14 protein-coding genes are annotated in these 12,029 nt (G+C 69.4%); 7 read left to right on the top strand and 7 right to left on the bottom strand.

Annotated features, from left to right (window positions below; genetic code table 11):
- Positions 1-25: 25 nt before the first annotated feature.
- Together O5M90_RS18015 and O5M90_RS18010 are read right to left on the bottom strand one after the other, a co-directional pair.
- Complete coding sequence (locus O5M90_RS18015) at positions 26-739, bottom strand: substrate-binding periplasmic protein (protein WP_269839824.1); 714 nt, start codon at positions 737-739, stop codon at positions 26-28.
- 114 nt (positions 740-853) lie between these two features.
- Positions 854-1,954, bottom strand: coding sequence for a DUF2332 domain-containing protein (locus O5M90_RS18010; RefSeq protein WP_269839823.1), 1,101 nt, complete (start codon positions 1,952-1,954; stop codon positions 854-856).
- 57 nt (positions 1,955-2,011) lie between these two features.
- Between O5M90_RS18010 and O5M90_RS18005 the strand changes: the two genes are divergently transcribed.
- Positions 2,012-2,674: a Crp/Fnr family transcriptional regulator gene (locus tag O5M90_RS18005; protein ID WP_269839822.1), complete on the top strand. Its 663-nt coding sequence runs from the start codon at positions 2,012-2,014 to the stop codon at positions 2,672-2,674.
- Here O5M90_RS18005 and O5M90_RS18000 read toward each other — a convergent pair.
- Together O5M90_RS18000 and O5M90_RS17995 are read right to left on the bottom strand one after the other, a co-directional pair.
- Positions 2,664-3,152 carry a glutathione peroxidase gene (locus O5M90_RS18000; RefSeq protein WP_269839821.1) on the bottom strand — a complete coding sequence of 163 codons (489 nt, stop codon included), beginning with the start codon at positions 3,150-3,152 and terminating at the stop codon, positions 2,664-2,666. The genes O5M90_RS18005 and O5M90_RS18000 overlap by 11 nt on opposite strands.
- 34 nt (positions 3,153-3,186) lie before the next feature.
- Positions 3,187-4,050 carry a DMT family transporter gene (locus tag O5M90_RS17995; protein ID WP_269839820.1) on the bottom strand — a complete coding sequence of 288 codons (864 nt, stop codon included), beginning with the start codon at positions 4,048-4,050 and terminating at the stop codon, positions 3,187-3,189.
- A 212-nt stretch (positions 4,051-4,262) separates the two neighbouring features.
- Between O5M90_RS17995 and O5M90_RS17990 the strand changes: the two genes are divergently transcribed.
- Entirely contained in the window at positions 4,263-5,240 is a 978-nt protein-coding gene (locus O5M90_RS17990) for a hypothetical protein (protein ID WP_440402228.1), read from the top strand.
- A 44-nt stretch (positions 5,241-5,284) separates the two neighbouring features.
- On the opposite strand, the gene lplT is transcribed toward O5M90_RS17990, so the two are convergent.
- The gene (gene lplT, locus O5M90_RS17985) at positions 5,285-6,550 is read right to left on the bottom strand and encodes a lysophospholipid transporter LplT (RefSeq protein WP_137945716.1); all 1,266 of its coding nucleotides are present in this window, start codon (positions 6,548-6,550) and stop codon (positions 5,285-5,287) included.
- Positions 6,551-6,718: 168 nt separating this feature from the next.
- Between lplT and alr the strand changes: the two genes are divergently transcribed.
- The 4 genes from alr to O5M90_RS17965 are packed head-to-tail and all read left to right on the top strand — an operon-like array spanning position 6,719 to position 9,507.
- Positions 6,719-7,828 carry an alanine racemase gene (alr, locus tag O5M90_RS17980; RefSeq protein ID WP_269839818.1) on the top strand — a complete coding sequence of 370 codons (1,110 nt, stop codon included), beginning with the start codon at positions 6,719-6,721 and terminating at the stop codon, positions 7,826-7,828.
- Positions 7,829-7,833: 5 nt separating this feature from the next.
- On the top strand, positions 7,834-8,322 hold the full coding sequence (locus tag O5M90_RS17975; protein ID WP_137945714.1) for an acyl-CoA thioesterase: 489 nt from the start codon (positions 7,834-7,836) through the stop codon (positions 8,320-8,322).
- Entirely contained in the window at positions 8,319-8,726 is a 408-nt protein-coding gene (gene arfB / locus O5M90_RS17970) for an alternative ribosome rescue aminoacyl-tRNA hydrolase ArfB (RefSeq protein ID WP_262971985.1), read from the top strand. Before O5M90_RS17975 ends, arfB begins: the two co-directional genes overlap by 4 nt.
- Positions 8,727-8,736: 10 nt before the next feature.
- Positions 8,737-9,507, top strand: a complete 771-nt coding sequence (locus tag O5M90_RS17965) for a hypothetical protein (RefSeq protein ID WP_269839817.1) — start codon at positions 8,737-8,739, stop codon at positions 9,505-9,507.
- A gap of 13 nt (positions 9,508-9,520) precedes the next feature.
- Here O5M90_RS17965 and O5M90_RS17960 read toward each other — a convergent pair whose 3' ends face one another.
- Positions 9,521-10,405: a DMT family transporter gene (locus O5M90_RS17960; RefSeq protein WP_269839816.1), complete on the bottom strand. Its 885-nt coding sequence runs from the start codon at positions 10,403-10,405 to the stop codon at positions 9,521-9,523.
- 65 nt (positions 10,406-10,470) lie between these two features.
- Positions 10,471-11,103 (bottom strand): LysE family transporter, encoded by a 633-nt coding sequence (locus O5M90_RS17955; RefSeq protein ID WP_137945710.1) that lies wholly within the window; start codon positions 11,101-11,103, stop codon positions 10,471-10,473.
- A 148-nt stretch (positions 11,104-11,251) separates the two neighbouring features.
- Here O5M90_RS17955 and O5M90_RS17950 point away from each other — a divergent pair, with 148 nt between their 5' ends.
- Positions 11,252-12,016 carry a hypothetical protein gene (locus O5M90_RS17950; RefSeq protein ID WP_269839815.1) on the top strand — a complete coding sequence of 255 codons (765 nt, stop codon included), beginning with the start codon at positions 11,252-11,254 and terminating at the stop codon, positions 12,014-12,016.
- The last annotated feature ends 13 nt before the right edge of the window (positions 12,017-12,029 follow it).

Here is a 12,029-nt window from a genome sequence, read left to right as displayed (position 1 = left end):
GCAACTCCAATCGGGACAGCCGGCATTATGGGGCGGCCCGCAGGCCGTAGCGCTCCAGGATGCGGCGCCAGGCGCCGTCCTCGCGCATGGCCAGGAAGGCGCGCTCCAGTTCGGCCTGGCGGGCCAGCCAGGGCGAGGCACGCGCCAGCACCACATGGGGCGGCTCGCCGGCCAGCAGCCAGGGCTGCTTGAGCAGACCCAGCCCGGTTTCGCGCAGCAGCAGATCGCCCTCGCGCTCCGGCGCCACGGCGATGTCGAGACGGCCGCGCGCCACCATCTCCAGCGCCGCCCGATAGTCGTTGACCTCCTGGCGCTGCAGCCGGGTGTCGGCATCGAAGACGCGACCATAGCGCTTGCCGCGGTGCACGGCGATGCTGCGGCCGCCCAGGTCGTCCAGGCTGCGCACCGGCGCGGCGTCGGGCCGGGTGTAGAAGGCCTTGTCCTCGCTGGGCAGCACGACGCGGGTGTAGCTGAGAAAGAGCTCGCGCTCCGGCGTGCGCAGCGGGCCCAGCATCAGATCGGCCTCGCCCTGCTCCATCAGCTTGAAGGCCCGTGCCGACGGCACCTCGGCATAGCTGACACGCCAGCCCAGGCGGCGCGCCGCCTCGTTCATCAGATCGTAGTAAAGCCCGGTCGCCCCACTCTCGGCAAAGATGCGGAACGGCGGATCGGCGCTGCCCACCACACGCAGCAGCGCCGGCTGGGCCTGCAAGGCCGGCAGCAAGAACAGCGCACTCAACAGCAGACAACAGTGACGGCGGACTCGCATCGTGGCGGGTGGATCTCCCTGAAGATCCAGCATACAGGCCGAAGTCTGCTTTGCCGGCGCGCGCCACTGACAACTCTTACAGGGTCACCCGCGAATCGGTGGGGCCAGCCAGCGCAGCCAGCGACCGTGCGGATGCGAGCAGGCCAGCACCGCCTGGCACAGGGCGCCGGCGGCCCATTGCAGGGTCCACAAGGTGTCGCTGGCCTCGCAGACCGCCGGCTGCGCCAGCGCCGGCGGGCGCAGCGCGGCGGCCTCGGCGCTGAGCCAGATCAAGCCGCGCTCGCGCAGCAGGCGCTCGACCTGGGCGCGATGCCGGGCCAGCGCCCGAGGCTCGAGATAGGCCAGCACCCAGCTGTTGAACAACACCGGCTGCACGCCGGCCGGCAGACCGTCCAGCCAGGGCTCGATCTCGGCCAGGCAGTCCTCGGCCCGGCGCAGCGGATGGGCGGCCGTGCGCGCCAGGGCCAGCGCCTGATCGAGCCGGTGCGCGCGCTCGCGGTCATGCGGCCACAGGCAGGCGCGCAGCCAGCGCACTGCGGCCTCGTCCCGCACATCGATGGGCGCCGGGTCCAGGCCCAGGCGGCTTTGCAGCCGCCAGGGCTCGGGCGCCGGTGGCGCGGCGTCACCAAGCCACTGGCAGTTGACGGTCGGACGTTCGGTCGCCGCCAGCGCGCCGAGCGCAAAGCCGCCGTAGTCATAGCGGTAGGCGTCGACGCCCAGATTCAGCCCGGCGCTGCAGCCGAAGTCCAGCAGGGCCAGGTCTTGCCGGCCGCTCAGCGCGCTGATGTGCTGCAGCGCCGGCCACAGCACCGCGCAGCGGCCGATCTCGTTGGTCTGGGTGCTGCGCGAGCGCAGCTGCGCGATCAGCGCCGACCGCTGCCGGCGCACGAAGTCCAGCAGCAAGTCCGGCAGCTCGGCATCGGGCAGGCGGGTGCCACCGACGCTGGGGTAGTAGGCGGCCAGCTCATGGTCCGCGCCAGAGAGAATCCGTTCGTGCAGCGCCGCCAGCAGCAGATTGGGCCGGCGCTGCGTGGCCGGCGCCTCGGCCATCAGGGCCAGCAGCTCGGCCGAATCGGCCACGCTGCGGCAGATCGCGACATAGAGCGGGTCCTGCGGGCATTCGACCTCGGCGAAGTGACGGTACTGAGCCGCCCATTGATCCAGTGTCTGGCTGTCTTCATTCATGGCGCAAGCCTAAGGCCGGGCCGCCGCGATGAATGTCGGCTACCCGACAATGGGGCCATGTCAGACGATCTGCCGGCCCTGCTGCGCGCCAACTTCTCGGCGCTGACGCTGAGCGCCCTCCAGTGCTCAAGACTGAACAGCCTGGCCACGGAGCGCAGGCTGGCGCGCGGCCGCAGCCTGTTCGTCCAGGGCCAGTCGACCGCCGCCTTCTATGGCCTGGCCGAGGGCGAGATCGAGACCCGCTTCACCGCGGCCGACGGCTCGATCTCGGTGCTGGAACATGTGCAGCCGCCCCAGCTCTTCGGCCTCGCCGCCTTCGCCACCGGCCGGCCCTCGGCCTACGAGGCGCTGGCGCGCCGGCCCAGCCGGCTGTGGGTGTTCGGCCCGCAGGCCTACCAGTTCCTGATGGATGAGGTGCCGGGTTTTGCCCGCGCCCTGCTCAGCGAGTTCGCCCAGCGCTATGCCGGCACCCTGGGCCTGCTGGAAGCCGCGCGCCACCGCAGTGCGGCCCAGCGCTTCGGCCTGGCCCTGGCCCAGCTGGCGCGCGAACGCGCCGACGGCCCGCCCGATGCTGAAGGCTGGCAGGCCATCACCGCCACCCAGGCCGATCTGGCCGCACTGGCCAGTCTGTCTCGCCAGACCGTCAACACGCTGCTGCGCGAGGCGGTGGTCCAGGGGCGGCTGCGCAGTGGCTATCGACGCCTGTGGCTCAGATCTTGAGCGCCGCCTCGATGTCCTCACGCAGCTTCTCGGGCGCGTCATTGGGCGCATAGCGCTTGATCACTTGGCCGTCGCGGCCGACCAGGAACTTGGTGAAGTTCCATTTGATCGCCTCGGTGCCGAGGATGCCGGGCTTCTCGCCCTTCAGCCATTTCCACAGCGGATGGGCCTCGGCGCCATTGACCTTGATCTTGGCCATCATCGGGAAGCTGACGCCGTAGTTCAGCTCGCAGAAGGAGGCGATTTCCTCGTTGCTGCCGGGATCCTGGCCGCCGAACTCGTTGCTGGGAAAGCCGACCACGACCAGGCCGCGCGCCGCATAGTCTTCCCAGAGCCGCTCCAGCCCGGCGAATTGCGGCGTGAAGCCGCAGGCGCTGGCGGTGTTGACGATCAGCAGCACCTTGCCGCGCTGGCTGGCCAGGTCGGCCGGTTCGCCCTTGATGGACCGGGCCTGGAAGTCGTAGACGGTCTGGCTCATGGCAGCGCTCCTCTGATTGGGAAGCGATGCTAGCTCAATGGCCCCCGTTGCGCTCAAGCGCCGCCAGCACGGCGGCCGCGACGATGCAGGCACCGCCGATGGCGGTCTTCAGGTCCAGGCTGCCGCCGCCCAGCCAGAGCGCCGAGATGGCCGCCGCCGGCACCTCGACCAGCATCACGATGGCCGTCACATTGGCCGGCAGACGCCCGGCGCCGTACTGCAGCGCCAGATTCGAGAAGAAGAACAGCACGGCCATGCCGGTCAGCGGCAGCAGCCAGATCCAGCCCGGCAGGCTGGGCCAGGGCACCAGGCCTTGGACCCCCATCAGCAACGCCGCCGAACCGGCCACCAGCACGCCACCGCTGAACATGGCCAACGCCCGGGCATGGGCGCCCCGGTGTGATTCGCGCTTGAGCATCACATTGTTCAGCGCGAAGGTGAAGCCGCCCAGCACACCCAGCCAGTCGGCCAGGCCGGAGGGCAGCGGGAAACCGCCCGCCTCGGGCGCCAGCACCACGGCCGCCCCGCCCAGCGCCAGCACCATGCGCAGCAGGGCCAGCCCGGTCAGCCGTTCGCCCAGGATCAGCCGCGCCAGCAGCACGGCCCACAGCGGCATCAGATAGAACAGCAGCACCACCCGCACCACGTCGCCCAGCGCCACGCCCCAGTTGAAGGCGGTATTGGTGGCGCCGGCGGCCAGCATGATCAGCCACAGCGAGGGGGTGCCGAGGAACTCGCGCCAGGCACGGCCGGCGCTCAGGCTGATGACGCCCAGCGAGATCAGATAGAGCGTCACCGTGGCCCACAAGGGGTGCAGGCCGGCGGCCTGGAACTGCCGAAACGGCCACCAGGAAAGCCCCCAGATCAGGGCATTGAAGATCAGCGCGAGGTAGGCCAAGTGAACAGAAGCGGCTAGGGGTAGGCAAGCCCGGTTGGCTGGCCGCAACATCCTGGCCCAAAGCACGGGGAAAACTCTGCAAATTGCTGGCTAGACGGTGCGCCGCCGGCCAACAATGCCCAGGGTTTATAGCATGGCGAAATGCCGGCCCTAGGCCTTCCAATCGGCGGGCGCACGCGGGTCGCCCCGGCGCGCCGGCACCAACACTATCTATGGGAGAACAGCTCTTGGATCATCTGGCCTGCTTCACGCCGGGGGACTTGCGGTCGAACCCGGCGCCCACCCTGGACGGCTATCGCTGGCGTTTGCTGGCGCAGGGGGACTCCTGGTTCTCGAACGCCGCCGCCAAGCTGGATGCCCATGCCAATCTGCTGCAGGAACTGGTCTTCAAGCAGCCGGCGGCGGCCGTCAACTGCGCCGGCCAGGGCGAGGGCCTGGCCCATCTGGTCGACCTGCAGGCCCAGCCCGATTTCGTGCGGCTGCTGACCGGCGCCGACGCTCCGACCTGGGACGGCGTGCTGCTGTCAGTGGGCGGCAATGACCTGATCGCCGCCGCCCGCGTGCTGGCCCACCCCGAGACCCGCCCCGGGCAAGACCCGACCCCGGCGGCCGAGCTGACCCCGCTGCAGCTGCGCCTGCTGCGCCACCAGACCGAGTGGGGCCCGCCCTCGCATGGCGTGGCGCGCTATTTTTCCGAACCGGGCTGGCAGACGCTGGCGGCCTATCTGAGCGCCAATCTGCGCCATCTGCTGAGCCTGCGCGACCAGGGGCCGGCCGCCGGCAAGCCGGTCTTCATGCACTGCTATGCGGTGCCGATGCCGCGTCCGGCCGGCACCGAGGGCGCCGGGCCCTGGCTGTACCCGGCCTTCAAGGCCTACAACATCCCCAGCGCCGACTGGGCGGCGGTCAGCCGCCTGATGGTGATGCATCTGGCCCAGTTGCTGAAGAACCTGGCGGCCGATACGGCGGCCTACCCGGGCCTGCATGTGTTCGACTCCACCGCCGTGCCGCTGGCCCTGGCCACGCCCGGCAGCGCCGGCATCAGCGGCGACTGGTACAACGAGATCCATCTGAACCACAGCGGCAGCTTCAAGATCGCGCGGGCCTGGTCGGAGCATATCGAGGCGGTGCTGGACCGCGCGGGTCTGCCGCTGCCGCGCAGCCCGGCCCAGTCCCGGGCTCGCTCCTGAGCCAGGCCTAGGCAGCCGGTCGTTGGCAGACGGCCGGGCCTGCCTCAGTGGCAGTCGCTGCGCGCCAGCTTCAGCAGGCGTTCCAGTTCCTCGGGGTGGCGCAGGCAGTTGTTATGGTGCCAGCGCTTGATCAGCCACATGGTGCCGGCGACGACGATGCCGAAGATCGTGATCGCGCCGAAGGCCGACATGCCGAACTTGGTCATGCCGGTGTAGAGCGCGCCCAGGCCCAGGATGCAGGCCTGCTCGTTGAAGTTCTGCACCGCGATCGAGCGGCCGGCGCCCATCAGGTTGTGGCCGCGATGCTGCAGCAGCGCATTCATCGGCACGACCAGGAAGCCGCCGATGCCGCCCAGCACGATCAGAAAGGGCGCGGCCACCCAGACATTGCTGATCACATTCATCAAGATCACCAGCAATCCCATCGCGATGCCCAGCGGGATCACCGCGGTGGCGCGCTCCAGCCGCATATACATCGAGGCCACGACGGCGCCGACCGCCGTGCCTATCGCCACCACGCCGACCAGGCTGGAGGCCTGGGTCGTGCCATAGCCCAGCGCGGCGGCGGCCCAGGCCAGCACGATGTAGCGAAGATTGCCGGAAACGCCCCAGAACAGCGTCGTCGTGGCCAGCGAGATCTGGCCCAGCTTGTCCTGCCAGAGGCGGGAATTGCAATTGGCGAAATCGCGCACCAGGCCCAGCGGCCCCAGACCCACCGGCTGCAGCGGTGCGTCGGTGCGCGGGATGCGCAGATTGAACAGGGCCGCGATCACATACAGCCCGACCAGGCTGGCAATCGCCGCCTGCGGCGCGCTGTGGATGCCGGGCAGGCCGAGGCTCAGCAGCCAGGCCGAGGCATGCGGGCCGACCAACTGCCCGCCCAGCAGCACGCCCAGGATGATGGAGGCAATCGTCAGCCCCTCGATCCAGCCATTGGCCTTGACCAGTTGGGAGGGCGGCAGCAGCTCGGTCAGGATGCCGTACTTGGCCGGCGAGTAGGCCGCCGCACCCAGGCCGACGATGGCGTAGGCCATCAGCGGATGGCTGCCGAACAGCATCATCAGGCAGCCGACCACCTTGATGCTGTTCGAGTAGAACATCACCTTGCCCTTGGGCACCGCGTCGGCAAAGGCACCGACAAAGGGCGCCAGGATCACATAGAACAGCGCAAACATCGGCACCAGGGCGGCGCGCTGCCACTCCGGCTCGCCCGAGGTGCGCAGCAGTTCCACGGCGGCGACAAACAGCGCGTTATCAGCCAGCGAGCTGAAGAACTGCGCCGACATGATGGTGTAGAAACCTTTTTTCATCTGCCCGTGAGTGAACTGCGTGGAAATGCTGCGGGAACTGGGGCCAGCCTGGCCCCCGGAAGCAAAGTTTCACAAATGGGCAAGAGCGCGGCTTTATAGCATGCACCCCTTTTGGGGGACAGCGGGCCTGCACCATCGGCGTGCCGGGGCGATGCCACAATTCGGCCCATGCCGCGTCCTATCGAAGCCCTGATCCATGTCCCCGCCCTGGCCCACAACCTCGCCCGCGCCCGCGCCTGCGCGCCGGACGCCAAGGTCTGGGCCGTCGTCAAGGCCAATGCCTATGGCCACGGCCTGGCCGCGGCCTACGAGGGCCTGCGCGGCGCCGACGGCTTCGCGCTGCTGGATCTTGCCGAGGCCCAGACCCTGCGTGAGCTGGGCTGGCGCGGCCCCATCCTGCTGCTGGAAGGCTGCTTCGAGACCCGCGATCTGGAGCTGTGCTCGCGGCTCAAGCTCTGGCATGCGGTGCACTGCGAGCAGCAGATCGACTGGCTGGCGATGCACAAGACCCATGAGCCGCACCGCGTCTTCCTGAAGATGAACAGCGGCATGAACCGCCTGGGCTTCACGGCCAGCGCCTTGCGCGCCGCCTGGAACCGGCTCAACGCCCTGCCCCAGGTCGACGAGATCTCGCTGATGACGCATTTCTCCGACGCCGATGCGAACCGCCTGGGCGGCGACGGCATCGCCCATCAGCTGGCGGCCTTCGACGCCGTCGCGGCCGACCTGCCCGGCGAGCGCTCGGTCAGCAACAGCGCCGCGACCTTGCGCCACACGGCCCGGGTGCGCAGCGACTGGGTGCGCGCCGGCGTGATGAGCTATGGCGGCGTGCCGGACTATCCCGAGCACGACGCCGCCCACTGGGACCTGCGCCCGGCGATGACGCTGCGCTCCAAGATCATCGCCATCCAGAACCTGCAGCCCGGCGACACGGTCGGCTACGGCAGCAGCTTCACCGCCGAGCGGGCGATGCGCATCGGCATCGTCGCCTGCGGCTATGCCGACGGCTATCCGCGCCACTGCCCCAGCGGCACGCCCATCCTGGTCGAGGGCCAGCGCACGAGCACGGTGGGCCGGGTCTCGATGGACATGCTGGCGGTCGACCTGAGCGAGCTGCCGCAGGCCGGCTTCGGCAGCGAGGTGACGCTGTGGGGCTGCGGCCCCAAGGGCGCGGTGCTGGCGATCGACGAGGTGGCCAAGGCCGGCGGCACCATCGGCTACGAGCTGATGTGTGCGCTGGCACGAAGAGTGCCTGTGACGATTCAACATCTGGAGTGAACACCATGGACATGCCGGCGCACCAACTCAGCATGACGGTCCTGATGACGCCGGACATGGCCAATTTCTCCGGCAATGTGCATGGCGGCACCATCCTGAAGCTCCTGGACCAGGCCGCCTACGCCTGCGCCAGCCGCTATGCCGGCCGCTATGTCGTGACGCTCTCGGTCGACCAGGTGATGTTCCGCCAGCCCATCCATGTCGGCGAGCTGGTGACTTTCCTGGCCTCGGTCAACTTCACCGGCAGTTCCTCGATGGAGATCGGCATCAAGGTGGTGGCCGAGAACATCCGCAGCCAGATCGTGCGCCATGCCAACAGCTGCTTCTTCACGATGGTGGCGGTCGACGACGCCGGCAAGCCGGCCAAGGTGCCGCCGCTGAAGCCGGTGACGCCGGACGAATGCCGGCGCTTCGCCTCGGCCCAGCTGCGCCGCGAGCTGCGCCAGGAGCTGGAGCAGCGCTTCCAGCAGATCCGCCAGCCGGGGGCTTGTTGAAACTCGACTGGCAGCCTCAGCCCTGGGAACTGGAGCTCAGCTTTATCCGCGCCCAGGGGGCCGGAGGCCAGAACGTCAACAAGGTCTCCAGCGCCGTCCATCTGCGCTTTGACATCCAGCGCTCCAGCCTGCCGGCGCTGATCAAGGAACGGCTGCTGCGCTTAAGCGACCAGCGCATCACCGGCGAGGGCGTGGTCGTGATCAAGGCCCAGGAGCACCGCAGCCAGGAGATGAACCGTGCCGACGCGATCGAGCGGCTGGTCGCGCTGGTGCAGAGCGTGGCCCACACCCCGAAGGCGCGCCGCGCCACCAAGCCGACCTATGGCTCGCAGCAGCGCCGGCTGCAGGGCAAGTCGCTGCGCTCGGGCATCAAGGCCGGGCGGGGCAAGCCCGGCATCGAATAGAAAAACTCTCATGGTCAAGCGCCTGCGCCTGCTGATCCTGCTCTTCATCCTGCTGGCCGTCGTGCTCAGCGCCGCGCTGGCCCGCTGGCGCATGCATGCCTGGGACCGGCCCCAGGTGGTCGCGCTCTACCCGATCAGCGCCGACGGCCTGCCGGCCACCGAGGCCTATCTGCAGCGGCTCGATGGCGCGGCCTTCGGCGCACTGCAGGACTTCTTCGCCGCCGAGGCGGCCCGCCATGGTCTGGCGCTGGTTCAGCCCTTTCGCTTCGAGCTGGGCCGACGCATGGTCAAGCAGCCGCCGGCGCCGCCAAGCCAGGCCGGACCGCTGGCCGCGATCGGCTGGAGCCTGCGCATGCGCTGGTGGGCCTGGCGCGAGACCCCGGCCACCTCGCCGGTTCCCGATGTGCGGCTCTATCTGATGTTCCATGCGCCGAGCCGCGAGACCCAGCGCCTGCCGCACTCGGTCGGCCTGCAAAAAGGCCGGCTGGGTCTGGCCCATCTGTTCGCCAGCCCGGCCCAGCAGGGCAGCAACCAGGTCGTGATCGCCCATGAGCTGCTGCACACCTTCGGCGCCAGCGACAAGTACGACGGCGCCAGCCTGCAGCCGCTGCCACCCGAGGGCTATGCCGAGCCGGAGCGCTTCCCGCCGCTGCCCCAGCTGAAGGCCGAGCTGATGGCCGGCCGCATCCCGCTCAGCGAGACCGAGTCGCGCATCCCGGCGGGCCTGGGCGAGACCCTGGTCGGCGCGCGCAGCGCCCGCGAAATCGGCTGGCGGCGCTGAAGCACGAGGCGGCTCAGCGCGCCCGCGTCGCGATATAGAGGCTGACCAGGCTCAGCCCCATGCCGGCCAGCGACATCGCCGTCGGCTGCCAGCCCTCGAAGACCGCCGAGATCAGCAGCGCGATCACCGGGATCACAACCCCGGTCAGCGCCGCCCGCGCCGGCCCTTGCGCCTGGGCCAGCTTGAAATACAGCACGAAGGCGAGCACCGAGCCGAACACCGCCAGATAGAGCAGGGACAGCAGATAGCTCGGCCGGGTGTCGAACTGCAGGCCGGCCCCGCTGCCCAGCGACAGCGCCAGCAGGAAGAGCGCGCCATAGCCCATGCTCCAGGCCAGGATGGGCACCAGGGGCAGCTGGCGCCGGGTCAGGGTGAGGGTCAGCACATTGCCTATGCAGGCGCACAGCACCGCCAGCAGGCCCAGGCCCAGACCGAGCGCGGCCGTCGGCCGCGCGCCGGTGGCGGCGATCTCGGGCCAGAAGATCAGCACCACGCCCAGCACCCCGCCGCTGGACGCGAGCAGAAAGCGCCGCGTCACCGTCTGGCCGAAGAACAGCCGGCCCGACAGCGCATTGCCGAACACCATCAGCGAGAACAGCACCGCGACCAGGCCGCTGGGGATGTGGCGCTCGGCCTCGTAGACCGACCAGTAATTGCCGCTGTACTGCACGATGCCGGTGGCCGCCATCAAAAGATGGGCCGAGGCCGGCAGGCCCAGGCTCTCGCCGCGCCAGCGCGCCAGGCCGACCAGCAGCAGGGCCGCCAGCGCAAAGCGCCAGGCCACCGAGTTCAGCACCGGCACCGGCGAGTCCAGCTGGTAGAGGATCACATGCCAGGTGCTGGCCCAGATCAGCGTGGGAATCCAGAACAGCCAGCGTTGCTGCGCGAGGGTGGGCATCAAAAAATCGGGCCGCCCTATTGCCAAGGCACCGGCGGCCCGCCTTCAAAGATAGGGGAAGGGGTTCAAGCCACGCGCTTGAAGGTTGCCAACAAGGCACCGGCGGCGATGAAGAGCGAGCCGAAGGTCTTGTTCAGCAGCTTCAGATGGGCCTCGGAGCGCAGCGCCGCCAGCACCTTGGCGGCCAGCACCGTGTAGCCGGCCATCACGACCAGGTCGGTGAAGCACAGCGTCGCGGCGATCACCAGGTATTGCGGCGCCAGGCTGCGGCCCAGATCCAGGAACTGCGGCACGACGGCGAGCAGAAAGACCGTGCCCTTGGGGTTCACCGCGTTGATGGCCCAGCCTCGCAGCACCAGGCGGCCGCGCGTCGTCACTGCGGCGCCCTCGGCATCGGCCGCCACCATGGGCTTGGCCGGCGCGCGCCATTGCTGCACGCCCAGAAACACCAGATAGGCCACACCCAGCCATTTGACGATGGCAAAGCCCATCGACGAGGCCGCGATCAGCGCGCCCAGGCCGGCACCGACGACGACGATCTGGGTCAGGATGCCCAGCACCAGGCCGAAGGTCATGAAGTAGCCGCGCTGAAAGCCATGGTTCAGCCCCGCGCTCATCGCCGCGATCGCACCCGCACCGGGCGACAGGCTGATCGCCCAGGACGCCGCAAAAAAAGCCAGCCACACCGACAAATCCATCACCACTGCTCCTGAACGCAAGACGGCGGGCTCATCGCCCGCCGCAGACAGGCTTTGTAGCACGGGCGGGCCTGATCGCGCCGGCGCGGGCTTTACAGTCGTGCGGCAGACGGTGCCGTGAACGGTACGGACAATAGCGGGAGGATCAATGCACAACCAGGCTTCTCAGCACCGAAGTGAGCGCAGGCTCATCGAGCAGACCCGGCAGCGCTTGCGGCACCAGCGCTGGCTACGCCTGCATGTGCTGCTGATCGCGGTCTGCACCCTGGGCTGCCTGTGGCTGGGCGGCGCGCTGCTGCGCATAGCGGGTGTTGAATCGCTGGCCTGGCGCTTTGCGCTGGTCCTGCCCTTCACCTACCTGGTCTACCTTGGTCTGTTGCGGGTCTGGGCGGCCTATCTGCTGAGCCGCGAAGAAGGCTCGCCCGATGCGGCCGAGCTCGCCGGCGAACTGCCCTTGCCGCGCCGGGGCGGCTCCTCCGGGCCAGAGTTCAGCAGCGGTGGTGGCGGCGACTTTGGCGGCGGCGGTGCCAGCGGCGACTTCGCCGAGGGCGCACTGAAGGTCGGCGGCGAGGCACTGGGGGCCCTCGACGAAGGCGCGGTGGTGGTTCTGCCGCTGGTCGCGGTGCTTGCCATCGCCGGCTTGCTGGCCGGGCTGCTGGGCGCCGGGGTGTTTGCGTTGTTCGGCGTCGAGGTGCTGATGGCGGTGGCGGTCGAGGTGGCGTTGGCCGCGCTGGCCGGCGGCTTCGCCTGGCGGCGCCAGCGCGAGGGCTGGCTGCTGCGGGCGCTGGGCCACACCTGGCGCGCGGCGCTGGCCATGCTGGTGCTCGGTGTTGCGCTCGGCGCGGCGATCGACCACTGGCTGCCCGAGGCGCAGTCGCTGCCGCATGCCTTGAAGTTGCTGCATTCGGCCTGACCCGCGCTTCCAA

Origin of the sequence: Paucibacter sp. M5-1, from assembly GCF_027498415.2 — a bacterium.
Classification (GTDB): Bacteria; Pseudomonadota; Gammaproteobacteria; order Burkholderiales; family Burkholderiaceae_C; genus Roseateles_E.
The sequence above is the reverse complement of the archived record's forward strand: the minus strand, read 5'-3'. Positions and strand labels throughout refer to the sequence as shown.

What these genes read in the sequence shown, in the direction of transcription:
- O5M90_RS17990 (WP_440402228.1), top strand. Translation starts at nt 4,263, where the DNA reads ATGGGAGAACAGCTCTTGGATCATCTGGCCTGCTTCACGCCGGGGGAC.
- O5M90_RS17950 (WP_269839815.1), top strand. Translation starts at nt 11,252, where the DNA reads ATGCACAACCAGGCTTCTCAGCACCGAAGTGAGCGCAGGCTCATCGAG.
- O5M90_RS17960 (WP_269839816.1), bottom strand. Translation starts at nt 10,405, where the DNA reads ATGCCCACCCTCGCGCAGCAACGCTGGCTGTTCTGGATTCCCACGCTG.
- lplT (WP_137945716.1), bottom strand. Translation starts at nt 6,550, where the DNA reads ATGAAAAAAGGTTTCTACACCATCATGTCGGCGCAGTTCTTCAGCTCG.
- O5M90_RS17955 (WP_137945710.1), bottom strand. Translation starts at nt 11,103, where the DNA reads ATGGATTTGTCGGTGTGGCTGGCTTTTTTTGCGGCGTCCTGGGCGATC.
- O5M90_RS18000 (WP_269839821.1), bottom strand. Translation starts at nt 3,152, where the DNA reads ATGAGCCAGACCGTCTACGACTTCCAGGCCCGGTCCATCAAGGGCGAA.
- alr (WP_269839818.1), top strand. Translation starts at nt 6,719, where the DNA reads ATGCCGCGTCCTATCGAAGCCCTGATCCATGTCCCCGCCCTGGCCCAC.
- O5M90_RS17965 (WP_269839817.1), top strand. Translation starts at nt 8,737, where the DNA reads ATGGTCAAGCGCCTGCGCCTGCTGATCCTGCTCTTCATCCTGCTGGCC.
- O5M90_RS18010 (WP_269839823.1), bottom strand. Translation starts at nt 1,954, where the DNA reads ATGAATGAAGACAGCCAGACACTGGATCAATGGGCGGCTCAGTACCGT.
- O5M90_RS17975 (WP_137945714.1), top strand. Translation starts at nt 7,834, where the DNA reads ATGGACATGCCGGCGCACCAACTCAGCATGACGGTCCTGATGACGCCG.
- O5M90_RS18005 (WP_269839822.1), top strand. Translation starts at nt 2,012, where the DNA reads ATGTCAGACGATCTGCCGGCCCTGCTGCGCGCCAACTTCTCGGCGCTG.